The organism is Streptomyces rugosispiralis, from assembly GCF_024505145.1.
GTDB lineage: Bacteria > Actinomycetota > Actinomycetes > Streptomycetales > Streptomycetaceae > Streptomyces > Streptomyces rugosispiralis.
In genome coordinates this window covers 1-17,249 of the sequence record NZ_JANIAA010000032.1, presented here as the reverse complement: position 1 = coordinate 17,249, position 17,249 = coordinate 1, and the positions used below count along the sequence as shown (strand labels likewise).

Annotated in this window: 17 protein-coding genes and 1 pseudogene; 8 read left to right on the top strand and 10 right to left on the bottom strand. The window is 71.7% G+C overall.

The features are described 5' to 3' along the window. Nucleotides 1–138: 138 nt before the first annotated feature. From NP777_RS33905 to NP777_RS33890, 4 genes are read left to right on the top strand one after another with little or no spacing between them, the layout of a single operon-like run. A complete protein-coding gene (locus NP777_RS33905) occupies nt 139–828 on the top strand; it encodes a siderophore-interacting protein (protein WP_256654009.1) in 690 nt (229 codons plus the stop codon). Between the two features lie 43 nt (nt 829–871). Beyond that, nucleotides 872–1,051, top strand: coding sequence for a ribbon-helix-helix domain-containing protein (locus NP777_RS33900; RefSeq protein WP_256654008.1), 180 nt, complete (start codon nt 872–874; stop codon nt 1,049–1,051). A 1-nt stretch (nt 1,052) separates the two neighbouring features. Continuing rightward, a complete protein-coding gene (locus NP777_RS33895; protein ID WP_256654007.1) occupies nt 1,053–1,397 on the top strand; it encodes a VOC family protein in 345 nt (114 codons plus the stop codon). A gap of 28 nt (nt 1,398–1,425) precedes the next feature. Then, nucleotides 1,426–2,283, top strand: coding sequence for a class I SAM-dependent methyltransferase (locus NP777_RS33890; protein ID WP_256654006.1), 858 nt, complete (start codon nt 1,426–1,428; stop codon nt 2,281–2,283). Between the two features lie 39 nt (nt 2,284–2,322). Here NP777_RS33890 and NP777_RS33885 read toward each other — a convergent pair whose 3' ends face one another. After that, complete coding sequence (locus NP777_RS33885) at nt 2,323–2,925, bottom strand: TetR/AcrR family transcriptional regulator (RefSeq protein WP_256654005.1); 603 nt, start codon at nt 2,923–2,925, stop codon at nt 2,323–2,325. Between the two features lie 132 nt (nt 2,926–3,057). Here NP777_RS33885 and NP777_RS33880 point away from each other — a divergent pair, with 132 nt between their 5' ends. Beyond that, complete coding sequence (locus NP777_RS33880) at nt 3,058–3,672, top strand: dihydrofolate reductase family protein (protein ID WP_256654004.1); 615 nt, start codon at nt 3,058–3,060, stop codon at nt 3,670–3,672. A gap of 56 nt (nt 3,673–3,728) precedes the next feature. Here the strand turns inward: NP777_RS33880 and NP777_RS33875 are convergent, their stop codons facing one another. Next, complete coding sequence (locus NP777_RS33875; RefSeq protein ID WP_256654003.1) at nt 3,729–4,448, bottom strand: helix-turn-helix domain-containing protein; 720 nt, start codon at nt 4,446–4,448, stop codon at nt 3,729–3,731. Nucleotides 4,449–4,683: 235 nt separating this feature from the next. Between NP777_RS33875 and NP777_RS33870 the strand changes: the two genes are divergently transcribed. Continuing rightward, entirely contained in the window at nt 4,684–5,349 is a 666-nt protein-coding gene (locus tag NP777_RS33870; RefSeq protein WP_256654085.1) for a DUF4097 family beta strand repeat-containing protein, read from the top strand. A gap of 129 nt (nt 5,350–5,478) precedes the next feature. Then, nucleotides 5,479–6,669 carry an alginate lyase family protein gene (locus NP777_RS33865; protein ID WP_256654002.1) on the top strand — a complete coding sequence of 397 codons (1,191 nt, stop codon included), beginning with the start codon at nt 5,479–5,481 and terminating at the stop codon, nt 6,667–6,669. Between the two features lie 24 nt (nt 6,670–6,693). Here the strand turns inward: NP777_RS33865 and narI are convergent, their stop codons facing one another. The 6 genes from narI to NP777_RS47820 all read right to left on the bottom strand — a co-directional run bounded on the left by narI (nt 6,694) and on the right by NP777_RS47820 (nt 15,542). Continuing rightward, entirely contained in the window at nt 6,694–7,386 is a 693-nt protein-coding gene (gene narI, locus NP777_RS33860; protein WP_256654001.1) for a respiratory nitrate reductase subunit gamma, read from the bottom strand. Next, nucleotides 7,383–8,018, bottom strand: coding sequence for a nitrate reductase molybdenum cofactor assembly chaperone (gene narJ, locus NP777_RS33855; RefSeq protein WP_256654000.1), 636 nt, complete (start codon nt 8,016–8,018; stop codon nt 7,383–7,385). Before narJ ends, narI begins: the two co-directional genes overlap by 4 nt. Continuing rightward, complete coding sequence (gene narH, locus NP777_RS33850) at nt 8,015–9,649, bottom strand: nitrate reductase subunit beta (RefSeq protein ID WP_256653999.1); 1,635 nt, start codon at nt 9,647–9,649, stop codon at nt 8,015–8,017. The genes narJ and narH overlap by 4 nt, the downstream gene beginning before the upstream one ends. Before the next feature lies 1 nt (nt 9,650). After that, nucleotides 9,651–13,394: a nitrate reductase subunit alpha gene (locus NP777_RS33845; protein WP_256653998.1), complete on the bottom strand. Its 3,744-nt coding sequence runs from the start codon at nt 13,392–13,394 to the stop codon at nt 9,651–9,653. A 283-nt stretch (nt 13,395–13,677) separates the two neighbouring features. Further along, entirely contained in the window at nt 13,678–14,691 is a 1,014-nt protein-coding gene (locus tag NP777_RS33840) for a tellurite resistance/C4-dicarboxylate transporter family protein (RefSeq protein WP_256653997.1), read from the bottom strand. A gap of 260 nt (nt 14,692–14,951) precedes the next feature. Next, the gene (locus NP777_RS47820; RefSeq protein WP_305890400.1) at nt 14,952–15,542 is read right to left on the bottom strand and encodes a TetR/AcrR family transcriptional regulator; all 591 of its coding nucleotides are present in this window, start codon (nt 15,540–15,542) and stop codon (nt 14,952–14,954) included. A 38-nt stretch (nt 15,543–15,580) separates the two neighbouring features. Between NP777_RS47820 and NP777_RS33830 the strand changes: the two genes are divergently transcribed. Continuing rightward, nucleotides 15,581–16,405, top strand: a complete 825-nt coding sequence (locus NP777_RS33830; RefSeq protein ID WP_256653996.1) for an oxidoreductase — start codon at nt 15,581–15,583, stop codon at nt 16,403–16,405. A 22-nt stretch (nt 16,406–16,427) separates the two neighbouring features. Here NP777_RS33830 and NP777_RS33825 read toward each other — a convergent pair whose 3' ends face one another. Both NP777_RS33825 and NP777_RS33820 read right to left on the bottom strand, forming a co-directional pair. Then, nucleotides 16,428–16,874 (bottom strand): RbsD/FucU family protein, encoded by a 447-nt coding sequence (locus NP777_RS33825; RefSeq protein ID WP_256653995.1) that lies wholly within the window; start codon nt 16,872–16,874, stop codon nt 16,428–16,430. A gap of 6 nt (nt 16,875–16,880) precedes the next feature. Beyond that, nucleotides 16,881–17,249: pseudogene (locus NP777_RS33820) on the bottom strand (hypothetical protein); the annotation flags it as partial.

Here is a 17,249-nt window from a genome sequence, read left to right as displayed (position 1 = left end):
CGCGCCCGGGACCCGGAGCCCGCACCGCCAAGTCGCGCACTATCGCATTTGCTCGGAGACGCGTACTATCGCGTTCTGGTTCGGCCATGGCCGTCCAACTCTCCCCGCGCGCCCCCGAGTTCCCCGAGGAGCACTCCCATGCCCACGCTGCTGGACCCGGTCCTGGACCTGTTGATGCTCCGCGGCACCGTCACCGAGGCCGAGCCGATCGCGGCCCGTATGCGCCGGCTGCGCATCGAGGGCGCCGCCCTCGCCGGGCTCGATGTCCGCCCCGGGCAGCAGGTGCGCGTCCTGGTCGGCTCCGGGCTGACCCGTCGTACGTACTCCGTGTGGGCTTACGACCCCTCCGGCGCCGTCGAGCTGTGCGTGCTGGACCACGCGGAAGCGGGGCCGGGGGCGCGCTGGGGCGGGAGTGTCGAGGTCGGCGCGCGGGTCCGGCTCGGCAGGCCCGAGGGGTCGTTCACGCTGCGGCCCGAGGCCGCGCACCACGTCTTCGTCGGGGAGGAGACGGCGTCCGTCGCCTTCGGGGCGATGCTGGCCGCCCTGCCGCCCGGGGCGCGCGTCTCCGGCTGCGTGGAGACGGAGACGGCCGCGGACCGGCTGCCGCTGACCCACTCGGACCGCCTCGACTGGCTGACCAGGGGCGGCACTTCACTCCCGGACGCGGTGCGCCGCCTCGCCCCCGAGCCGGGCGGGATCGCCTACGTCGCCGGGGAGGCCCGGACCGTGCAGCGGGTGCGGCAGGTGCTCGTCCGGGAGGCGGGCTGGGACCGGCGCGCGGTGCTCACCAAGCCGTTCTGGGCGCCGGGGAAGCGGGGGATGGAGTAGGGCCCCTCGTCATCTAGCTTGCTAGGATGCTAGCATCGGACTCGTGGGTGACAGGGAAGTCAAGCAGTTCAACGTGTACCTGCCGATCGAGCTGATCAAGCAGGTCAAGTACCACTCCATCGAGTCGGGCATGTCGTTGTCGGCGCTGGTCGCCGACGCGCTGCGCGCCTACCTCGACGACGCCCATGGGCACGAACAGCAATCGATCGAGAAGGAGGGCTGACATGGCGACCGAAGGAATCGAGGCCGTGTTCCTGACGACCCACAACTGGGGCAAGTCGGCGAGGTTCTTCCAGGCGCTCGGGTACGAGCTGGAGTTCGCGACCGACCACGACTCCGGTCAGCTCCGCAACGGTGACGGGCCGTACGTCTTCATCGCCGAGGTCCCCGAGGACCAGGAGCCCCAGACGCGGATCGTGCTGAAGGTGGCGGACGCGGACGGGTTCCGTCCCGACCCCGCCGTCGAGGTGGTCACGCCGTTCGAGGACACCCATTACGGGACCAGGGAGACGACCGTCCGGGACCCCGACGGGCGGCTGTGGAGCCTCCAGGCTCCCGGCACGAACTGACCGCGAGGAAAGAGGAAAGGGGAACGCCGTGGCGGACGAGCGGACCGGGGCGCCGGACAGTACCGCGGTGCGGACCGCCCTCTGGCGGGCGATGCATGTCCAGGTCGACACACCGCCGCATGTGTTCGAGGACGAGATCGGCCTGCGGCTGGCGGCCCCGGACGCCGACTGGCGCCGCCGCCCCGACATGGACCCGGACACCACCAGAGGGTTCCGGGCGGCCATGGTGGCCCGCGCCCGTTTCATCGAGGACCTGATCGTCGAGCGGGCCGGCCACGGCGTCACCCAGTACGTCATCCTGGGAGCCGGTCTGGACACCTTCGCCCAGCGCAGGCCGGAGACCGCCGCCCGGGTGCGGGTCTTCGAGGTCGACCAGCCGGGACCGCAGGCATGGAAACGCCATCGCCTGCACGAACTCGGCTACGGCGTCCCCGACTGGCTGCAGCTGGTGCCGGTCGACTTCGAGGCGAGCGAGGACTGGCTGAAGCAACTCGCCGCGGCCGGTTTCGACGCGAGCAGCCCCGCGGTCATCGTCTCCACCGGCGTCACCATGTACCTCACCGAAGACGCCATCGCGGCCACCCTGCGCCAGATCGCCGGGCTCGTGCCCGGCTCGACGCTCGCCATGACCTTCCTGCTGCCGATCGAACTGCTCGACGCCGCCGATCGCCCCGGCTTCCGGGCGAGCAGGGACGGCGCGCAGGCGTCCGGAACGCCGTTCATCAGCTTCTACTCACCATCCGCGATGCTGGAACTGGCCCGCGAAGCCGGTTTCGGCGACGTGCGGCATGTGTCGGGAGCTTCGCTCGCCGAGCGCTACTTCGCCGACCGCACCGACGGCCTCCGGCCGTCGAGCGGAGAAGACCTGCTGCTGGCCACCACCTGACGCGCGCGGCCGGACAGCGGCCCCCAACGGCGATACCGCTCATGGGACGCGCAATGCCCGGCGCCAGTGGTCGGTGACGGTGTGGCGCAGCCGTGCGATGTCGACGGTGTGGGGGTCGAGGAGGCATTGCAGCCCGATCCCGCGCAGCTGTCCGAGGATCGCGATGGCGACGTCGTCGGGATCGACGTCCGCGCGCACGTCGCCGTCGGCGATCCCGGCGGTGACGTCGACGCGCAGGTCGGAGCGGAACGCCTCGTCGCGCTCGCGGAAGATCGGGGCCAGTTCGGACGCGGTGGCCGCTTCGGCCCACAGCAGCAGGAAGGCCCGGTTCATCGTCCCGGCGCCCCCGGAGGCGCCGATGTAGCCGTCGACGAGTCGCAGGAGCCGGTCCAGTCCGGGCGGGAGGTCCGCGAGCCCGGGGACGAAGCCGGATTGTGTCGCGCGGGCCAGTCGCTCGATCAGGGCCTGCTTGGACCCGAAGTGGTGGGTGACGATCCCGCGGCTGTACCCCGCGTGTTCGCCGACCCGTGCCAGCGTCAGCGACCGCACACCGTGCTCGACGACCAGTTCGGCGGCCGCGCCGAGCAGCGCGGCCTCGGCCTGGGCGCGGCGCTCCTGCTGGGTACGGCGAGTGGTGACCATGCGGATATCTTACCAAGTAACTTGCGTGTTGACTGGCAAGTATGTAGCGTCGGCGTTCTCCGGACCAGCGGTCAACGCACCGTCTTCGTGCGTGAGCGATGAGTTCGGGTGGGGGTTCGGGTCTGCCCTGACATGACTCGAATCATCGCTGACATCTCGGTCTCCCTCGACGGCTTCGTCACCGGCCCCGACCCCGGCCCGGACAGTGGGCTGGGCACCGGTGGCGAGGCCCTGCACACCTGGGCGTTCTCCGATGACCCCGACGACCGCCGGGTCCTGGGCGAGGGGACCGCCCGCTCGGGCGCCGTCGTCCTCGGGCGCCGGCTCTTCGACGTGGTCGACGGGCCGGGCGGCTGGGACGACACGGTCGGCTACGGCGCCGGCGAGGTCGCCAAGCCCGCGTTCGTCGTGGTGACCAGTTCGCCGCCAAGGGCGGTGCGGCTCACCGACCTCGACTGGACGTTCGTCACCACCGGCCTGTCCGACGCCGTCGCCGCCGCGCGCGAGCGCGCCGAGGCGGCGTCGTCGGACAGCGGCAAGGACCTCGACGTCGTCCTCATGGGCGGTGGCGCCACGGTCGGCTCGGCGATCGAGGCGGGGCTGGTCGACGTGTTGTCGCTGCACCTCGCGCCCGTCGTGCTGGGTGCCGGGACGCCGCTGTTCACCGGCGGAGCGCCGCGCACACTGGTCCAGCGGAGCGTGACCCCGACAACGACCGCGACGCACCTGACGTACGACGTCCTCTGACGGTGCCTCTGACGGCGTCCTCTGGCGGCATCCGGCGTCGCCGCGGAACCACGTTTTCAGGTTGGTCCGGGTTTGGTGTGGAGGACCTCGCGGGCCTGTTCGGCGGCGCGGGTGATGCTCTCGCTGATGAAGTCGAGGAAGCGGGCGATGTTCTCCAGGCGGGTGGCGGCGGGAGTGTGGGGGCCGAGGACGGCGACGCCTTGGCGTGCGGTTTCGACGAGTTGGTCGTTGGATCGGGCACTGGCGATCGTCGCCTGGTAGAAGAGTTCGTCGTCGACGACGTAGCGGTCGCGGCGGCGTTCGTCGCGTTCCCGGCGGACGAGGCTCTGGCTCTCCAGGAAGGCGATCGCCTTGGAGATGGACGCCGGGCTGACCTGGAGGTGCTGGGCGAGTTCGGACGCGGTGAGGCTGCCCGCGTCGGTGGTGAACAGGCAGGTCAGCACCCGGGCCGTCATCTTGGGCAGGCCCGAGGCCATGAGGACGGTGGTGAGCGTCTCCTCGTACGCGGCCACGGCCTCGGCGTCGCGCCCAGGTGGCTGGGGGGCCGACGCCGATCCGCGCGAGGGGGCGGGCCTGCGCCGGTGGGCGCGGCGTTCGGTGGCGCGGTGGGCAAGGTCGGCGCGGTAGGCGGTGGGGCCGCCGTTGCGCATCACCTCGCGCGTGACCGTCGAGGTCGGACGGTCGAGGCGCCGGGCGATCTCGGCGTAGGGGAGGCTGTCGGCCAGCCCCAGCGCGATCTGCTGGCGTTCCTGCTGGGTGAGCCTGCCTCCCGGCATCGCGGTCTCCTTGGTGATCGTTCGTGGTCGTCCCGGCCCCCACAATAGCGTTCACTTCTCGCTCATTGCAATGAACGCAGCGCTCTTCGTTGCGTTACCTCAAAGCCCATTGCAACAGTTTTCGCGCTTTGAGCTGCACTGATGTCAATTCTATGCAACGAACTTGTTGTTGGAATCTGGAAAGCAACGTAGCGTTTCTGACATCGGAAACAACGATCGAGCACCGGAGAACATGATGCAGAAGTTCGACACCCCCGCCCCGATCTCCGCCGTCCTGGCCATCCCCGCCGGACGCGTCCAGTTCATCGCCGCCGACCGTGCCGACACCACCGTCGAGGTCCGGCCCGTCGACCCCTCCAGGAGCCGCGACGTCCAGGCCGCCGAGCAGACCGCCGTGGCCTACGCCGACGGCGTCCTGCGGATCCACGCTCCCGAGTCCAAGAACCGGCTCATCGGCCCCTCCGGATCCGTGGAGATCACCGTCCAACTGCCCGCCGGCTCCCGCGTCGAGGTCAAGGCCGCCGCTGCCGAGTTCCGGGGTGTCGGCCGCCTCGGCGACATCGTCTTCGACGGCGGGTACCGCCAGATCAAGATCGACGAGGCGGCGAGCGTCCGCCTCACCGCGCTCGACGGCGACGTCGAGGTGGGTCGGCTGGGTGGCCCCGCGGAGATCAGCGCCATGCGGGGTGACATCCGGATCGCCGAGGCGGTGCGCGGCAGGGTCGTGCTCCGCGCCCAGTCCGGCGACATCTCGGTCGGTGCCGCCGTCGGTGTCTCGGCCGCCCTGGACGCCGAAACCGGCTACGGCCGGGTCAGCGACGCCCTCAAGAACGACGGCACCGCCGAACTCGACATCCGCGCCACCACCTCCCGTGGCGACATCACCGCACGCAGCCTCTGAAGGAGGGGCCGGGGTGCCCGGAGCATCGCTCCGAGCATTGACATGTTCACGGGTGGCCCTTATGGTCCAGGCCATTCCTGTCCGTATGTGGGAACTGCGTTCTCATCCATGAACATAAGGGGTCATCGGATGGCACGAACCAGAACCGCGTTACTCAGTGTTCTCGCCCTGCTGGCCGGTCTGCTGAGCCTTCAGCTCAGCGGACCGGCCCCACGGGCCTCGGCCGCGCCGGCCGCCTTCACCCACCCCGGGGTGCTGGTGAGCCGGGCCCAACTCGACTACGCACGTTCCAAGGTGACGGCAAGTCAGCAGCCCTGGAAGGCCGCCTACGACGACATGATGGGCAGCTCCTACGCCTCGCTGTCGCGTACCCCCCAACCGCGCGCCGTCGTGGAGTGCGGCTCGTCGTCCAACCCCAACCACGGGTGCACCGAGGAGCGCCAGGACGCCATCGCGGCCTACACCGACGCGCTCGCCTGGTACTTCACCCGGGACAGCAGATACGCCAAGAAGTCGATCGAGATCATGGACGCCTGGTCCGCCACGATCACCGATCACACCAACAGCAACGCCCCGCTCCAGTCCGGCTGGTCCGGTGCCACCTGGCCGCGCGCCGCCGAGATCATCAAGTACACCTACGACGGCGGCTGGCCGGGCGCCGGGCGCTTCGCCACCATGCTGCGGAACGTCTACCTCCCCGAGGTGATCAACGGCGCCGCCACCAAGAACGGCAACTGGGAACTGGTGATGACCGAGGCGGCCATCGGCATCGCGGTCTTCCTCGACGACCGTTCCACCTACGACAAGGCGGTCAGCACCTATCTCGACCGCGTCCCGGCGTACGTCTACCTGACCGGCGACGGCGACCTGCCCAAGCCGCCCGCGAACAGCAGCATCGACACCGAGGCCGAGATCATCAAGTACTGGCAGGGCCAGAGCACCTTCGCCGACGGCCTCGCCCAGGAGACCTGCCGCGACTTCGGGCACACCGGCTGGGGCATCGCCTCCATCGCCGACATCGCGGAGACCAGCCGCATCCAGGGCCAGGACCTCTATCCGAAGATCCAGGACCGGCTGCGCTACGCCCTGGGCTTCCACACCGCCTACGAGAACGGCACCGCCGTGCCGTCCTGGCTGTGCGGGGGCTCGGTCAAGAAGGGCCTGGACCAGGTCACCGAGGTCGGCTTCAACGCCCTCCACAACCGACTCGGCATCAGCATGTCCAATACCCAGAAGTACACCGAGGCCCACCGCCCGTCCGGCACGGACAACTACTTCAACGCCTGGACGACCCTCACCCACGCGGACAACCCGTCCTGACCGAACGGTTGCCCCGGCCCCCCGCTACCGCCGGGGGGCCGGGGTGCGGGAGCGGTAGACGACATACGGCCTGGTGAGGTAGCCGACGGGGGCGGTGAAGGCGTGGACGAGGCGGCTGAAGGGCCAGAGGGCGAACAGGACCATCGCCAGCAGGGCGTGGATCCGGTAGACCAGAGGCGCGTGGGCCATCGCGGGCACGTCCGGGTCGAGGGTGAACAGGCTGCGGAACCAGATGGAGACGCCCCGCCGGTAGTCGTAGGAGTGGTGGCCGACGCCGGTGGCGGTGGCGGTGAGTCCGGCGAGCAGGACGGTGGCGAGCAGCGGGTACACGGCGCGGTCGCCACGGCTGGTGGCGGCGCGTACGGCGGGCACGCGCAGCCGCCGGTACAGCAGGATGCCGAGGCCGGTGACGGTGGCCAGTCCCGCGGTGCCGCCCACGAGCAGGGCGTTGGCGTGGTACAGCGACTCGCTGACGCGCAGCCGTTCGGTGAGCGTTTCGGGGATGAGCAGGCCCACGACATGCCCGGCGATCACGAAGAGCAGCCCGTAGTGGAAGAGCGGCCCGCCGACGGCGAGCAGCCGGTGTTCGTGGAGCTGGCTGGAGCGGGTGGTGAAGCCGAACCGGTCGTAGTGGTAGCGCCAGGCGGCGCCCGCGGCGAAGAGGGTGAGGACGAGGTAGGGGAGGACCCCCCACAGGGCGATGTGCAGGTGGTTCATCGACCGTTTCCTCTCGCGAGGGGGGTGGCGGCGGGGTCGCTCGCGGCGAAGGGGGCCAGGCCCACGGTCTCGGTGGGCGGTCCGCCGCGGGCGAGCGCGAGGGCCGCGGCGCGGTCGGCGGGTGAGGGGCCGGGCAGGGTGTCGCAGACGGCGCGCAGGATGTCGGCGTACGGACCGCCGTGGTCGGTGAGGGCCATCCGCAGCAGCTCCAGGCCGGCGCGGTGGTCGCGCAGCAGCCGGTGGCCCGGGGCCGGGCAGCGGGCGGCGAACTCCAGCATCAGCGGCAGGTGGTCGGGGAGTTCGTCCTCGGGGGGCGCCCATCCATGGGCGCGGTAGTGGGCCTTGAGGGCGGCGAGGGTGGAGCCGCGGCGGCGGGTGTCGCCGTCGGTGTAGTAGGTGAGGTGCAGGGTCCGGCGGCGGCTGCGGTCGAAGGTCCGGACGTAGGCAGAGGCCAGGTCGAGCACCGGCACGCCGTCGACGGCTGCGCAGAACCGCAGCAGGGGCGTGGCGGCGGGGGCGGCGAGTTCGGTCAGGCAGTCCCGTACCAGGGTGTGGCGGGCGGGCCAGTCCGGCCCGGGGTAGCCGAGGAGGAGGGCGGCGGCCTGGTGGACCGCGGGGGTGGCGGCGTTCACCGGGTGTCCTCGTTCCGCTTGGGGAACAGCCCGGCGGGGCGGCCGCGGCCGTTCCAGTTCAGCAGGTTGAGCCGGCCGGCGAGACCGGATCCGGCGGCCGCGGGTTCGGGTGACAGGGGCGCGTGGAAGGTGCCCGCGTCGTCGTACGGCATCATGCCGGGCAGCCCGTCGCCGTCGAGGCTGCAGGAGTCCATGGCGGCGTGGCCGCCGGGTGTGGCGGTGTAGCTGGTGGGAATGACGTACCGCTCCTCGTACTTGGCGAGGGCGAGCAGCCGGTACATCGCCTCGATGCCGTCCTGGTCCAGGCCGACGGCCGCCGCGATGGCGGGGTCGCGTTCCTCGCCGAGGTTGATCCGGCGCATATGGCTGCGCATCGCGGCCAGCCGGCACAGGGCGGCCTCGACCGGTCCGGGGTCGCCCGCGGTGAAGAGTTCGGCGAGATAGCCCAGGGGGATCCGGAGGCTGTCGATGGCGCCGAAGAGGTTGACCGGGTCCTCGCCGTCGTGGCCGGTGGCGGTGAGCGCGTCGACGACCGGGGACAGCGGGGGGACGTACCAGACCATGGGCATGGTGCGGTATTCGGGATGCAGCGGCAGGGCGACCCGGTACCGGCTGATGAGCGCGTGCACCGGGGAGCGCCGGGCGGCCTCGATCCAGTCGTGCGGAATGCCGGAGTCGGCGGCGGCGCGGGCGACGGCGGGGTCCTCGGGGTCGAGGAAGCAGCCGAGCTGGGCCTCGTAGAGGTCCTTCTCGTCGGGGGTGGCGGCGGCCTCCCCGACCTTGTCGGGGTCGTAGAGCACGACACCGAGGTAGCGCAGCCGTCCCACGCAGGTCTCCGAGCACACGGTGGGCTCCCCGGCCTCGATGCGCGGATAGCACAGGGTGCACTTCTCGGCCTTGCCACTGCGGTGGTTGAAGTAGACCTTCTTGTACGGGCAGCCGCTGACGCACATGCGCCAGCCGCGGCAGCGGTCCTGGTCGACCAGGACGATGCCGTCCTCGATCCGCTTGTACATCGCGCCGGAGGGACAGACGGCGACGCAGGAGGGGTTGAGGCAGTGCTCGCAGATGCGCGGCAGGTAGAACATGAAGGCTTGCTCGTACTCCAGCCGGACCTTTTCGCTCATCCTCGCCAGGACCGGGTCGCCCGCGAGGTGCTCGGGGCCGCCGCCGAGGTCGTCGTCCCAGTTGGGGCCCCAGGTGACGGCGGTGGGGCGGCCGTCGATCAGGGAGCGGGGCGGGGCGGTGGGCACGTCGTCGCCGAGCGGGGCCGTGGTGAGGGTGTCGTAGTCGTACGTCCAGGGCTGGTAGTAGTCGTCCAGCCGGGGCAGTTCGGGGTTGGCGAACAGCCGGGCGAGGCGCCGGGCGCGGCCGCCGGTGCGGGGCACCAGCCTGCCGCCCTTGAGGTGCCAGCCGCCCTTCCAGGTGTCCTGGTCCTCGTAGCCGCGGGGGTAGCCCTGGCCGGGGCGGGTCTCGACGTTGTTGAACCAGACGTACTCGGTGCCGGAGCGATTGGTCCAGGTCTGTTTGCAGGTGACCGAGCAGGTGTGGCAGCCGATGCACTTGTCGAGGTTCATGACCATGGCGACCTGGGCCATCACCCGGGGGCTGCGCGGACGGTGGCGCGGCATGTCAGTACTCCACGTTCTGGGAGCGGCGCCGGATGACGGTGACCGCGTCCCGCTGGTTGCCGGTGGGTCCGTAGTAGTTGGGGGCGAAGGAGAGCTGGGCGTAGCCGCCGATGAGGTGGGTGGGTTTGATGAGGAGCTTGGTGAGGGCGTTGTGCACGCCGCCGCGGCGGCCGGTGGCCTCGGACTTGGGCACGTTCACCAGCCGTTCCTGCACGTGGTACATGAACACGGTGCCGGTGGGCATGCGGTGGGAGACCACGGCGCGGGCGACCATGACACCGTTGGCGTTGACGGCCTCGATCCAGTCGTTGTCGGACACCCCGATGGCCTCGGCGTCGGGGACGCTGAGCCAGATGACCGGGCCGCCGCGGGCCAGGGTCTGCATGATGAGGTTTTCCTGGTACTCCGAGTGGATGGACCACTTGGAGTGCGGGGTGACATAGCGGACGGTGACCGAGCGGCCGGTGTCGCCGCCTCCGGTGCCACCGTCGGCTCCGGGCGGGGCCTCACCGAGGGCGGCGAGGTCCAACGGCGGCCGGTAGACGGGGAGTTGTTCGCCCAGCTCGGCCATCCAGGAGTGGTCGAGGTAGAAGTGCTGGCGGCCGGTGAGGGTGTGCCAGGGCTTGCGGTGTTCGGTGTTGATGGTGAACGGCGCGTAGCGGCGGTCGGGGGCCTCCTTGCCGGACCATTCGAAGCTGGCGCCGACCTGGACGGGACGGGCCTGGGTGTCGGAGAACACCACGCGGCGTTCGGCCACCGAGGCGCCCAGTTCGGTGAGGCCGGAGCCGGGGCCGCACTGCTCGGCGAGCCGGGCGAATCCCTCGGCGGCGAGGCGCCCGTTGGTGGTGCCGGACAGCGCGAGGATGGCCTCGCACATCTTGGCGTCGGTGTCGAGGAGGGGCCGGCCGACGGCGGCGCCGCGAGTGGCGGTGGAGCAGCGGTCGGCCAGCCAGGCGACTTCCTGGTCCGGGGTGACGGTGACCCCCTTGACCTGCATGCCCGCCTGCTGGGCGAGCGGGCCGAAGGCGGCGAGGTGGTCGGCGACGGCGGTGTAGTCGCGGGTCACGAGGGCGACGTTCGGCAGGTTCACGCCCGGTACGGCGGGGGTGTGACCGTCGCGCCAGTCCGGTACGGTCCCGCCGGGCTGGGCGGTCTCGCCCGGGGTGTCGTGCATCAGGGCGGTGGCGACCAGGTCGTGGGCGGTGTCCAGCCGTCCGGCGGCGAGTTCGCTGAGCTTGCGGGCGAGGCCGTGGAAGATGTCGAAGTCGGTGCGGGCCTGCCAGGGTGGGCTGATCGCCGGGCTGAAGGCGTGCACGTACGGGTGCATATCGGTGCTGGACAGGTCGTGTTTCTCGTACCAGGTGGCGGCGGGGAGCACGAGGTCGGCGAAGAGGGTGGTGGAGGTCATCCGGAAGTCCAGCGCGAGCAGCAGGTCGAGCTTGCCGCGGGGCGCCTGATCCTGCCAGGTGAGGTCCGCCGGCCGGCGGTCCGGTGGGGTCTCCTCCGCGGTGGCGTTGTCCTGGGCGCCCAGCAGATGGCGCAGGAAGTACTCGTTGCCCTTGGCGGAGGAGCCGATGAGGTTGGCGCGCCACACGGTGAGCACCCGCGGCCAGTTCTCCGGCGCGTCGGGGTCCTCGCAGGCGAACTCCAGCTCGCCCGCAGCGAGTTGTTCGGCGACCCACTCCCGCGCCGGCCGGCCGCTCTGCCGCACCCGGCGGCCGAGCTCCAGGGAGTTGGCGGAGAAGGTGGGGTAGGAGGGCATCCAGCCCAGCCGCATCGACTGGGCGACCAGATCGGCGGTGTGACGGCCGGTGAACAGCCCCTGGCCGGTGGGCGAGGCGAGCGCGTCGGCGCCGTACCGTTCGTAGCGCCACTGGTCGGTGTGGAGGTACCAGTACGGGGTGCCCGCCATCTGCCGGGATGGCCGCGCCCAGTCGGCGGCGGTGGCCAACTGCTGCCAGCCGGTGTACGGGCGCACCTTCTCCTGGCCGACGTAGTGGGCCCAGCCGCCGCCGTTGACGCCCTGGCAGCCGGTGAGCAGCAGCAGGGTGAGGAAGGAGCGGTAGATGGTGTCGGAGTGGAACCAGTGGTTGGTGCCCGCGCCCATCACGATCATGCACCGGCCGCGGGTCCGCTCCGCCGTGCCCGCGAACTCGCGTGCCGCGCGGATCACGGCCGCCGCCGGGACCGAGGTGATGGCCTCCTGCCAGGCCGGGGTGGCGGGCGCCGAGGCGTCGTCATAGCCGGTGGGCCACTGCCCCGTGAGGCCGGGACGGCCCACCGCGTACTGGGCCAGGAGCAGATCGAAGACGGTGGTGACCAGCCGCCCGCCGAGCCGCCGTACGGGGACGGCGCGCCGCACGGTGGCGCCCGGTTCGTCGAAGCGGGGCAACTCCACCTCGACGGCCTCGGCGCCGGGGGTTCGGTGGAGGGTGAGCCGGGGGGTGATGCCCTCCAGGTCGAGGTTCCAGCGGCCTTCACCGCCCTTGCTCCAGCGGTCGCCCAGCGTGCCATGGGGGACCACGGGCCGGTCGGTCTCCGCGTCGTAGAGCACCGGCATCCAGCGCCGGGCCGCCTCGTCGGCGTGGGCGCCCAGGCGTGGTTCGGTGTCCGCCAGGGTGGCGGCGGTGAGGAAGGCGCCCGGGGTGTGGCGCCCGTCCCGTTCGGTCAGTTCGACCAGGAAGGGCAGGTCGGTGAAGCGCCGGACGTAGTCGGTGAAGTAGGGGACCTGGCGCTCGGTGAAGCACTCCTTGAGGATGACGTGGCCCATCGCCATGGCGACCGCCCCGTCGGTGCCGGGGTGGGGGTGCAGCCATTCGTCGGCGAACTTGGTGGCGTCCGCGTAGTCCGGGGAGACCACGACCACCTTCTGGCCCCGGTAGCGGGCCTCGGCCATCCAGTGGGCGTCGGGGGTGCGGGTGACCGGCACATTCGAGCCCCACAGCATCAGATAGGCCGCGTCCCACCAGTCGCCCGACTCGGGGACGTCGGTCTGGTCGCCGAAGACCTGCGGGGAGGCGATCGGCAGATCCGCGTACCAGTCGTAGAACGAGATCATGGGCGCGCCGATCAGCGCCATGAAGCGGGCGCCGACGGCGTGGGAGGCCATCGACATGGCGGGGATCGGGGAGAAGCCGGCGATCCGGTCCGGGCCGTGGGCGCGCAGGGTGTGGACATGGGCGGCGGCCGCGATCTCCAGGGCCTCCTCCCAGTCGATCCGCACCAGCCCGCCCTTGCCGCGGGCCGACTGGTAGCGGCGCCGCTTGACCGGGTCGCCGGTGATCTCGGCCCAGGCGGCCACCGGGTCCCCGAGCCGCTCCCGGGCCTCCCGGTAGAGCTCGACCAGCACACCGCGGGCGAGCGGGTGGCGCACCCGGGTGGGGGAGTAGGTGTACCAGGAGAAGGAGGCGCCGCGCGGGCAGCCCCGCGGTTCGTACTCGGGGCGGTCCGGGCCCACCGAGGGGTAGTCGGTCTGCTGGGTCTCCCAGGTGATCAGCCCGTCCTTGACGTAGACCTTCCAGGAGCAGGATCCGGTGCAGTTGACGCCGTGGGTGGAGCGCACCACCCGGTCGTGCGCCCAGCGTTCGCGGTAGGGGGAGTCCTCCACGGTCTGGTCGGTCCGGTAGACGGCCCGCAGATCCGGGGTGGTCGGGAGGCGGCGGAGCGCGGTCCCGGCCGCGAGCAGCCTCTCCGTCACCGCCGAGGCGGTGGTCCCGGCCTTCGCTCGTGCTGTGCGGCGCACCACGGTCCAGCTCCTTCGGCTGTGGCTCCGGGCCGAACGGTCGGCCGGGGCCCTGATTGCGTGTCGCGCGACAGCATCACTCGTGTATCAGCCGTGCCGTATGACCCCTTTGAGTCGTTCAGCGTCGCCTGGATCTGTTTTTTCTTGCGGTTTGCCTTTCCCATGGTGAACGCGTGTGCCGATGAAGGCGGCGCGGTGAACGGAACTTGACAAGGTGTCATCATTGCCTGATAGGCAAGCGGGGGGCGCTCACCAGTTCGGTGCGGAACGTCCGTCGGCCGGACTTTCACATCCCTTGACCCGGTTTCTGGCGTGAATTCGCCGTCGCCGGGCGGTGCCATCGCGTCCGCACCAGCCCGGCCGCGACCAGCGACCACACACCCAGGGCGACCCAGACCGCGAGATGCCCGAGGAGCACCAGGCGGTGGATCCCCTCGGCCTCGCCCAACGCGGTGGTGGACACGGCGTACATGCCCGTGGGGAAGACGATGGTCCACCAGGCCGGCTCGTACCTCAGAGGCACCCGGTGCAGCAGATGCCGCCAGATCCCGGCGGCCAGCAGTGGCGGCAGCAGGCCGGTGGCCCAGCCCCACAGGGCGAGCAGGGCGACGCGGATCGCCGTCTGGAGATGGGTGGTGCCGAGCCCCTGGTGCACCAGCCGGGCACCGGCGAGCAGGCTGATCGCGCAGGCCCCCATCGTGATCCAGTACGGCGGTGAGAGCTCCCGGGGCCGTATCCCGAACCGCGCCAGCCGGCCCGCGACCACCATGGCCACCGCCGCGTACAGCAGCACCCCCGCCACCCAGCCGAGCGCTTCGGCCGGCCGGGCGCGGCCGGGGGCCAGCGCGGCCACCGCCAGGACCGCGGACTGGATCCCCACTACGCACAGGAACCAGACCCCGTCCGCGCGCCGCACCATCCCGCCCGCGCCGAGCCGGTGCGCCATGGACGCCACGCACCCCAGCAGGAGGACGGCCACGGGTACGGCCAGCACCGGCAGGGCCGCCGCGGCCGCCCGCGCGGGACCCGCGGCCAGCCGGACGGCGAGCACATCGGAGCCGGCGACGAAGGTGAAGAAGCCGAAGAGCCGTGCGGGATCCCGCAGGTCGGCGGCCACTTCGCGCGGATACCGCGCCACCCGCCACATCAGCCCCGCCAGCAACCCGCCGTAGAGCACCACGGCCACGGCCAGCAGGGCGTCCGAGAGCCGTGGGGCTCCCACCGCCGCCAGTCCCTGGGACACGATTCCGGTCGCCATCACGGGGGCGAAGGCGCTGGGCGGCAGGTTACGCGCCGTCACCCCGTTCATCGTTCGCAGCACGCCAGCAGGCTGTCACCACGTCGGAGTCCGGGTGGAGTGGTGGAGCGGGCACGGGAACGCGACAGGGGGTTCATCGGCCACCGGTTCCCCAAGAGACTCGCGGGTCCCGCTTGGTACGCGCTTGAACCACCGCAGACCGTTCCGATAACCGGGGGCGACGGGCCGCCCCGGGCCGACCGTGGGAAAGGGGCCACGGTGGCGTGAAGACGCCTTCCGGCCGCTCATGGCCCGGACGGCGATCAGCCGGGCGGGGGCGGGGGAGGCTCCGCCCCGGCCCCGATCAGCGAGCGGGCCACCGCGAGCGCCGCCTTGTGGCGTTCCGCCTGCCGGCCGCCCAGTTCGCGCCCACGCGCCGCGGCCATGATCACGGCGGACAGGGCCAGCCGTCCGCGCATCGCGCCCTCGGGCCCTTCGCCGGCGGCCAGCGCGCGGGTCAGGTCGTCGAGCCGCTGCTGAAGTGTGCGGGCGGCGGCCAGGCCGCGCAGGGCGTGCTCGTTGAGCTGGGCGCACACCAGTGAGGCACCGTGCTCGCCGCGGACCAGGGCGTCGAACCGCTCGACGGCCCGCATACGGGCCGCGGCGGACGGCGGATGGGCGCGGGCGGACTCGATGATGAGGTCGAGCGCCGGGAGCAGCTCTTCGTAGGAGCTGGTGAGCAGTTCCTCCTTGTTCGCGAAGTGGTGCAGCACGGCCTGCCTGGTGACGCCCGCCTGCCTGGCGACCTGGGTCAACGAGGTCAGTTCATAGCCCTGCTCGGTGAACAGTTCCAGCGCGATGGCCCGTACGCGTCGACGCGTGTCGGTGCGCCTTCGATCGGCTTGCTCTCCCATGAAAACTGCCTTACTGGTAAGTCAGGTATTCTGGCCGCATGAACGGCATGGAGAGCAACGTACCTGCTGGTGGGAGCGGTGTGCTCGCACCGATTCCCGACGAAGGGCTCACGGGGCGGCGCGCACTGGTCACCGGCGGGAGCCGCGGGCTCGGCGCGGCGATCGTGCGGCGACTCGCCGCGGCGGGCGCGACCGTGTTCGCGTCGGCCAGAACGGCGCCGCCCGAGGGTTCACTGCCGGCGCGGTTCCTCACCGCGGACCTCGCGGACCCCGACGGAGCACGGCAGCTGGCGGAGCGGGTGCGCGAGGCCGCCGGCGGGGTGGACATCCTCATCGACAACGCAGGCGCCGCCAGCGCCCCGGAGGACACGCTGACCCGATCGCAGGAAACCTGGCGGTCGGACCTCGAGGTCAATGTGCTGTCCGCGATCCGGCTGGACCAGGAACTGGTCCCGGGCATGGTGGAGCGCGGCGCGGGGGTCGTGGTGCACGTCTCGTCCATCGCCGGCCTCCTGCCACAGCCGGGCCAGGCCGCCTACGCGGCGGCCAAGGCCGCGCTGAACAGCTACAGCCGCTCGCTCGCGGCCGAGATCGGCCCGGCCGGGGTACGGGTGGTGTGCGTCCTGCCCGGCTTCATCGCCACTCCGGGGGCGATCGCGCACCACCAGAAGATCGCCGACCGGCAAGGGGTTTCGCTGGAGGAGGCCCAGCGCGATCTCGCGGCGCGGCTGAACGTGCCGATGAACCGCCCCGGAACCCCGGAGGACGCCGCCGAGTTGGTCGCGTTCCTGGTCTCGGAGCGGGCGCGCTGGCTCACCGGAGCCCAGTTCCGCGTCGACGGAGGCATCCTCGCCCAGGTGTGACGCCCGGCCCCGGCGGCAGGCGTCAACGTTCCGGAGCGAACTCCGGCAGCACGCCCTTGGTGAGCAGGAAGCATCCGTACGGCCTGTCCTCGCCCGTGATGACCACCGCGAACGCGGAGCGGGCGCGGGCGTAGAACGCGTGGCGCTCGACCGTCTCCACCGCGACGGGGCGGCCCGATGCCTCCGCCGCGGCGGCGATGAAGTCCTTCTGCACCGGCGGCTCGGCGGTGGCGTCGCCGACGACCCCCATCCTCGCGATGGGCTCGGGGACGAACGTGTCGAGCGGCAGCAGCCCGAGCACCGCCCGGCCCGCCGAGACGACATCGGTGCCGTCCAGCCGGATCACACGGTCGTTCACGGAGTGCGCCGGGAAGTTCCTGTCGACGAGTGCGATGGTGTCTCCGTGTCCCATCCGCGCGAGCGCGTACAGCAGGTCCGGGGTCAGGAGCGGGTCGAGTCCCTTGAGCACGATGGATCACCTTTCCGTGATCGACGATGAGCGGGGGCCGGAGCCGGAGCCGTCCGGGAACGCACCGGGGTTCGGCGTCGTGAGCGCGCGGCGCAGCCGTGGCGGGGCGAGCAGCCCGCACGGCTCGGGCCCGGCGCGGAGCCCGGTCCCGGCGTAGTAGCGGTTGGCCGCCGACGGCGCGACCCGGATGCGGAGTTCGTTTCCCCCGGGTCGCAGGGTGTCGGCGGGGATCGTGACGCGGTACGGCGCCCAGGCGCGCTGCGCCACACGCGTGCCGTTCACGGCCACGGTCACGGCTCCGGCGACCGCCGGGAGCGTCAGCTCCAGGGGGATCGGCGTGTCGAGCTCGATCCGCCGCACATAGTCGGCGGTGCC

What these genes read in the sequence shown, in the direction of transcription:
- NP777_RS33865 (WP_256654002.1), top strand. Translation starts at nt 5,479, where the DNA reads ATGGCACGAACCAGAACCGCGTTACTCAGTGTTCTCGCCCTGCTGGCC.
- NP777_RS33870 (WP_256654085.1), top strand. Translation starts at nt 4,684, where the DNA reads ATGCAGAAGTTCGACACCCCCGCCCCGATCTCCGCCGTCCTGGCCATC.
- NP777_RS33830 (WP_256653996.1), top strand. Translation starts at nt 15,581, where the DNA reads ATGAACGGCATGGAGAGCAACGTACCTGCTGGTGGGAGCGGTGTGCTC.
- NP777_RS33905 (WP_256654009.1), top strand. Translation starts at nt 139, where the DNA reads ATGCCCACGCTGCTGGACCCGGTCCTGGACCTGTTGATGCTCCGCGGC.
- NP777_RS33875 (WP_256654003.1), bottom strand. Translation starts at nt 4,448, where the DNA reads ATGCCGGGAGGCAGGCTCACCCAGCAGGAACGCCAGCAGATCGCGCTG.
- NP777_RS47820 (WP_305890400.1), bottom strand. Translation starts at nt 15,542, where the DNA reads ATGGGAGAGCAAGCCGATCGAAGGCGCACCGACACGCGTCGACGCGTA.
- NP777_RS33880 (WP_256654004.1), top strand. Translation starts at nt 3,058, where the DNA reads ATGACTCGAATCATCGCTGACATCTCGGTCTCCCTCGACGGCTTCGTC.
- narH (WP_256653999.1), bottom strand. Translation starts at nt 9,649, where the DNA reads ATGCCGCGCCACCGTCCGCGCAGCCCCCGGGTGATGGCCCAGGTCGCC.
- narI (WP_256654001.1), bottom strand. Translation starts at nt 7,386, where the DNA reads ATGAACCACCTGCACATCGCCCTGTGGGGGGTCCTCCCCTACCTCGTC.
- NP777_RS33885 (WP_256654005.1), bottom strand. Translation starts at nt 2,925, where the DNA reads ATGGTCACCACTCGCCGTACCCAGCAGGAGCGCCGCGCCCAGGCCGAG.
- NP777_RS33895 (WP_256654007.1), top strand. Translation starts at nt 1,053, where the DNA reads ATGGCGACCGAAGGAATCGAGGCCGTGTTCCTGACGACCCACAACTGG.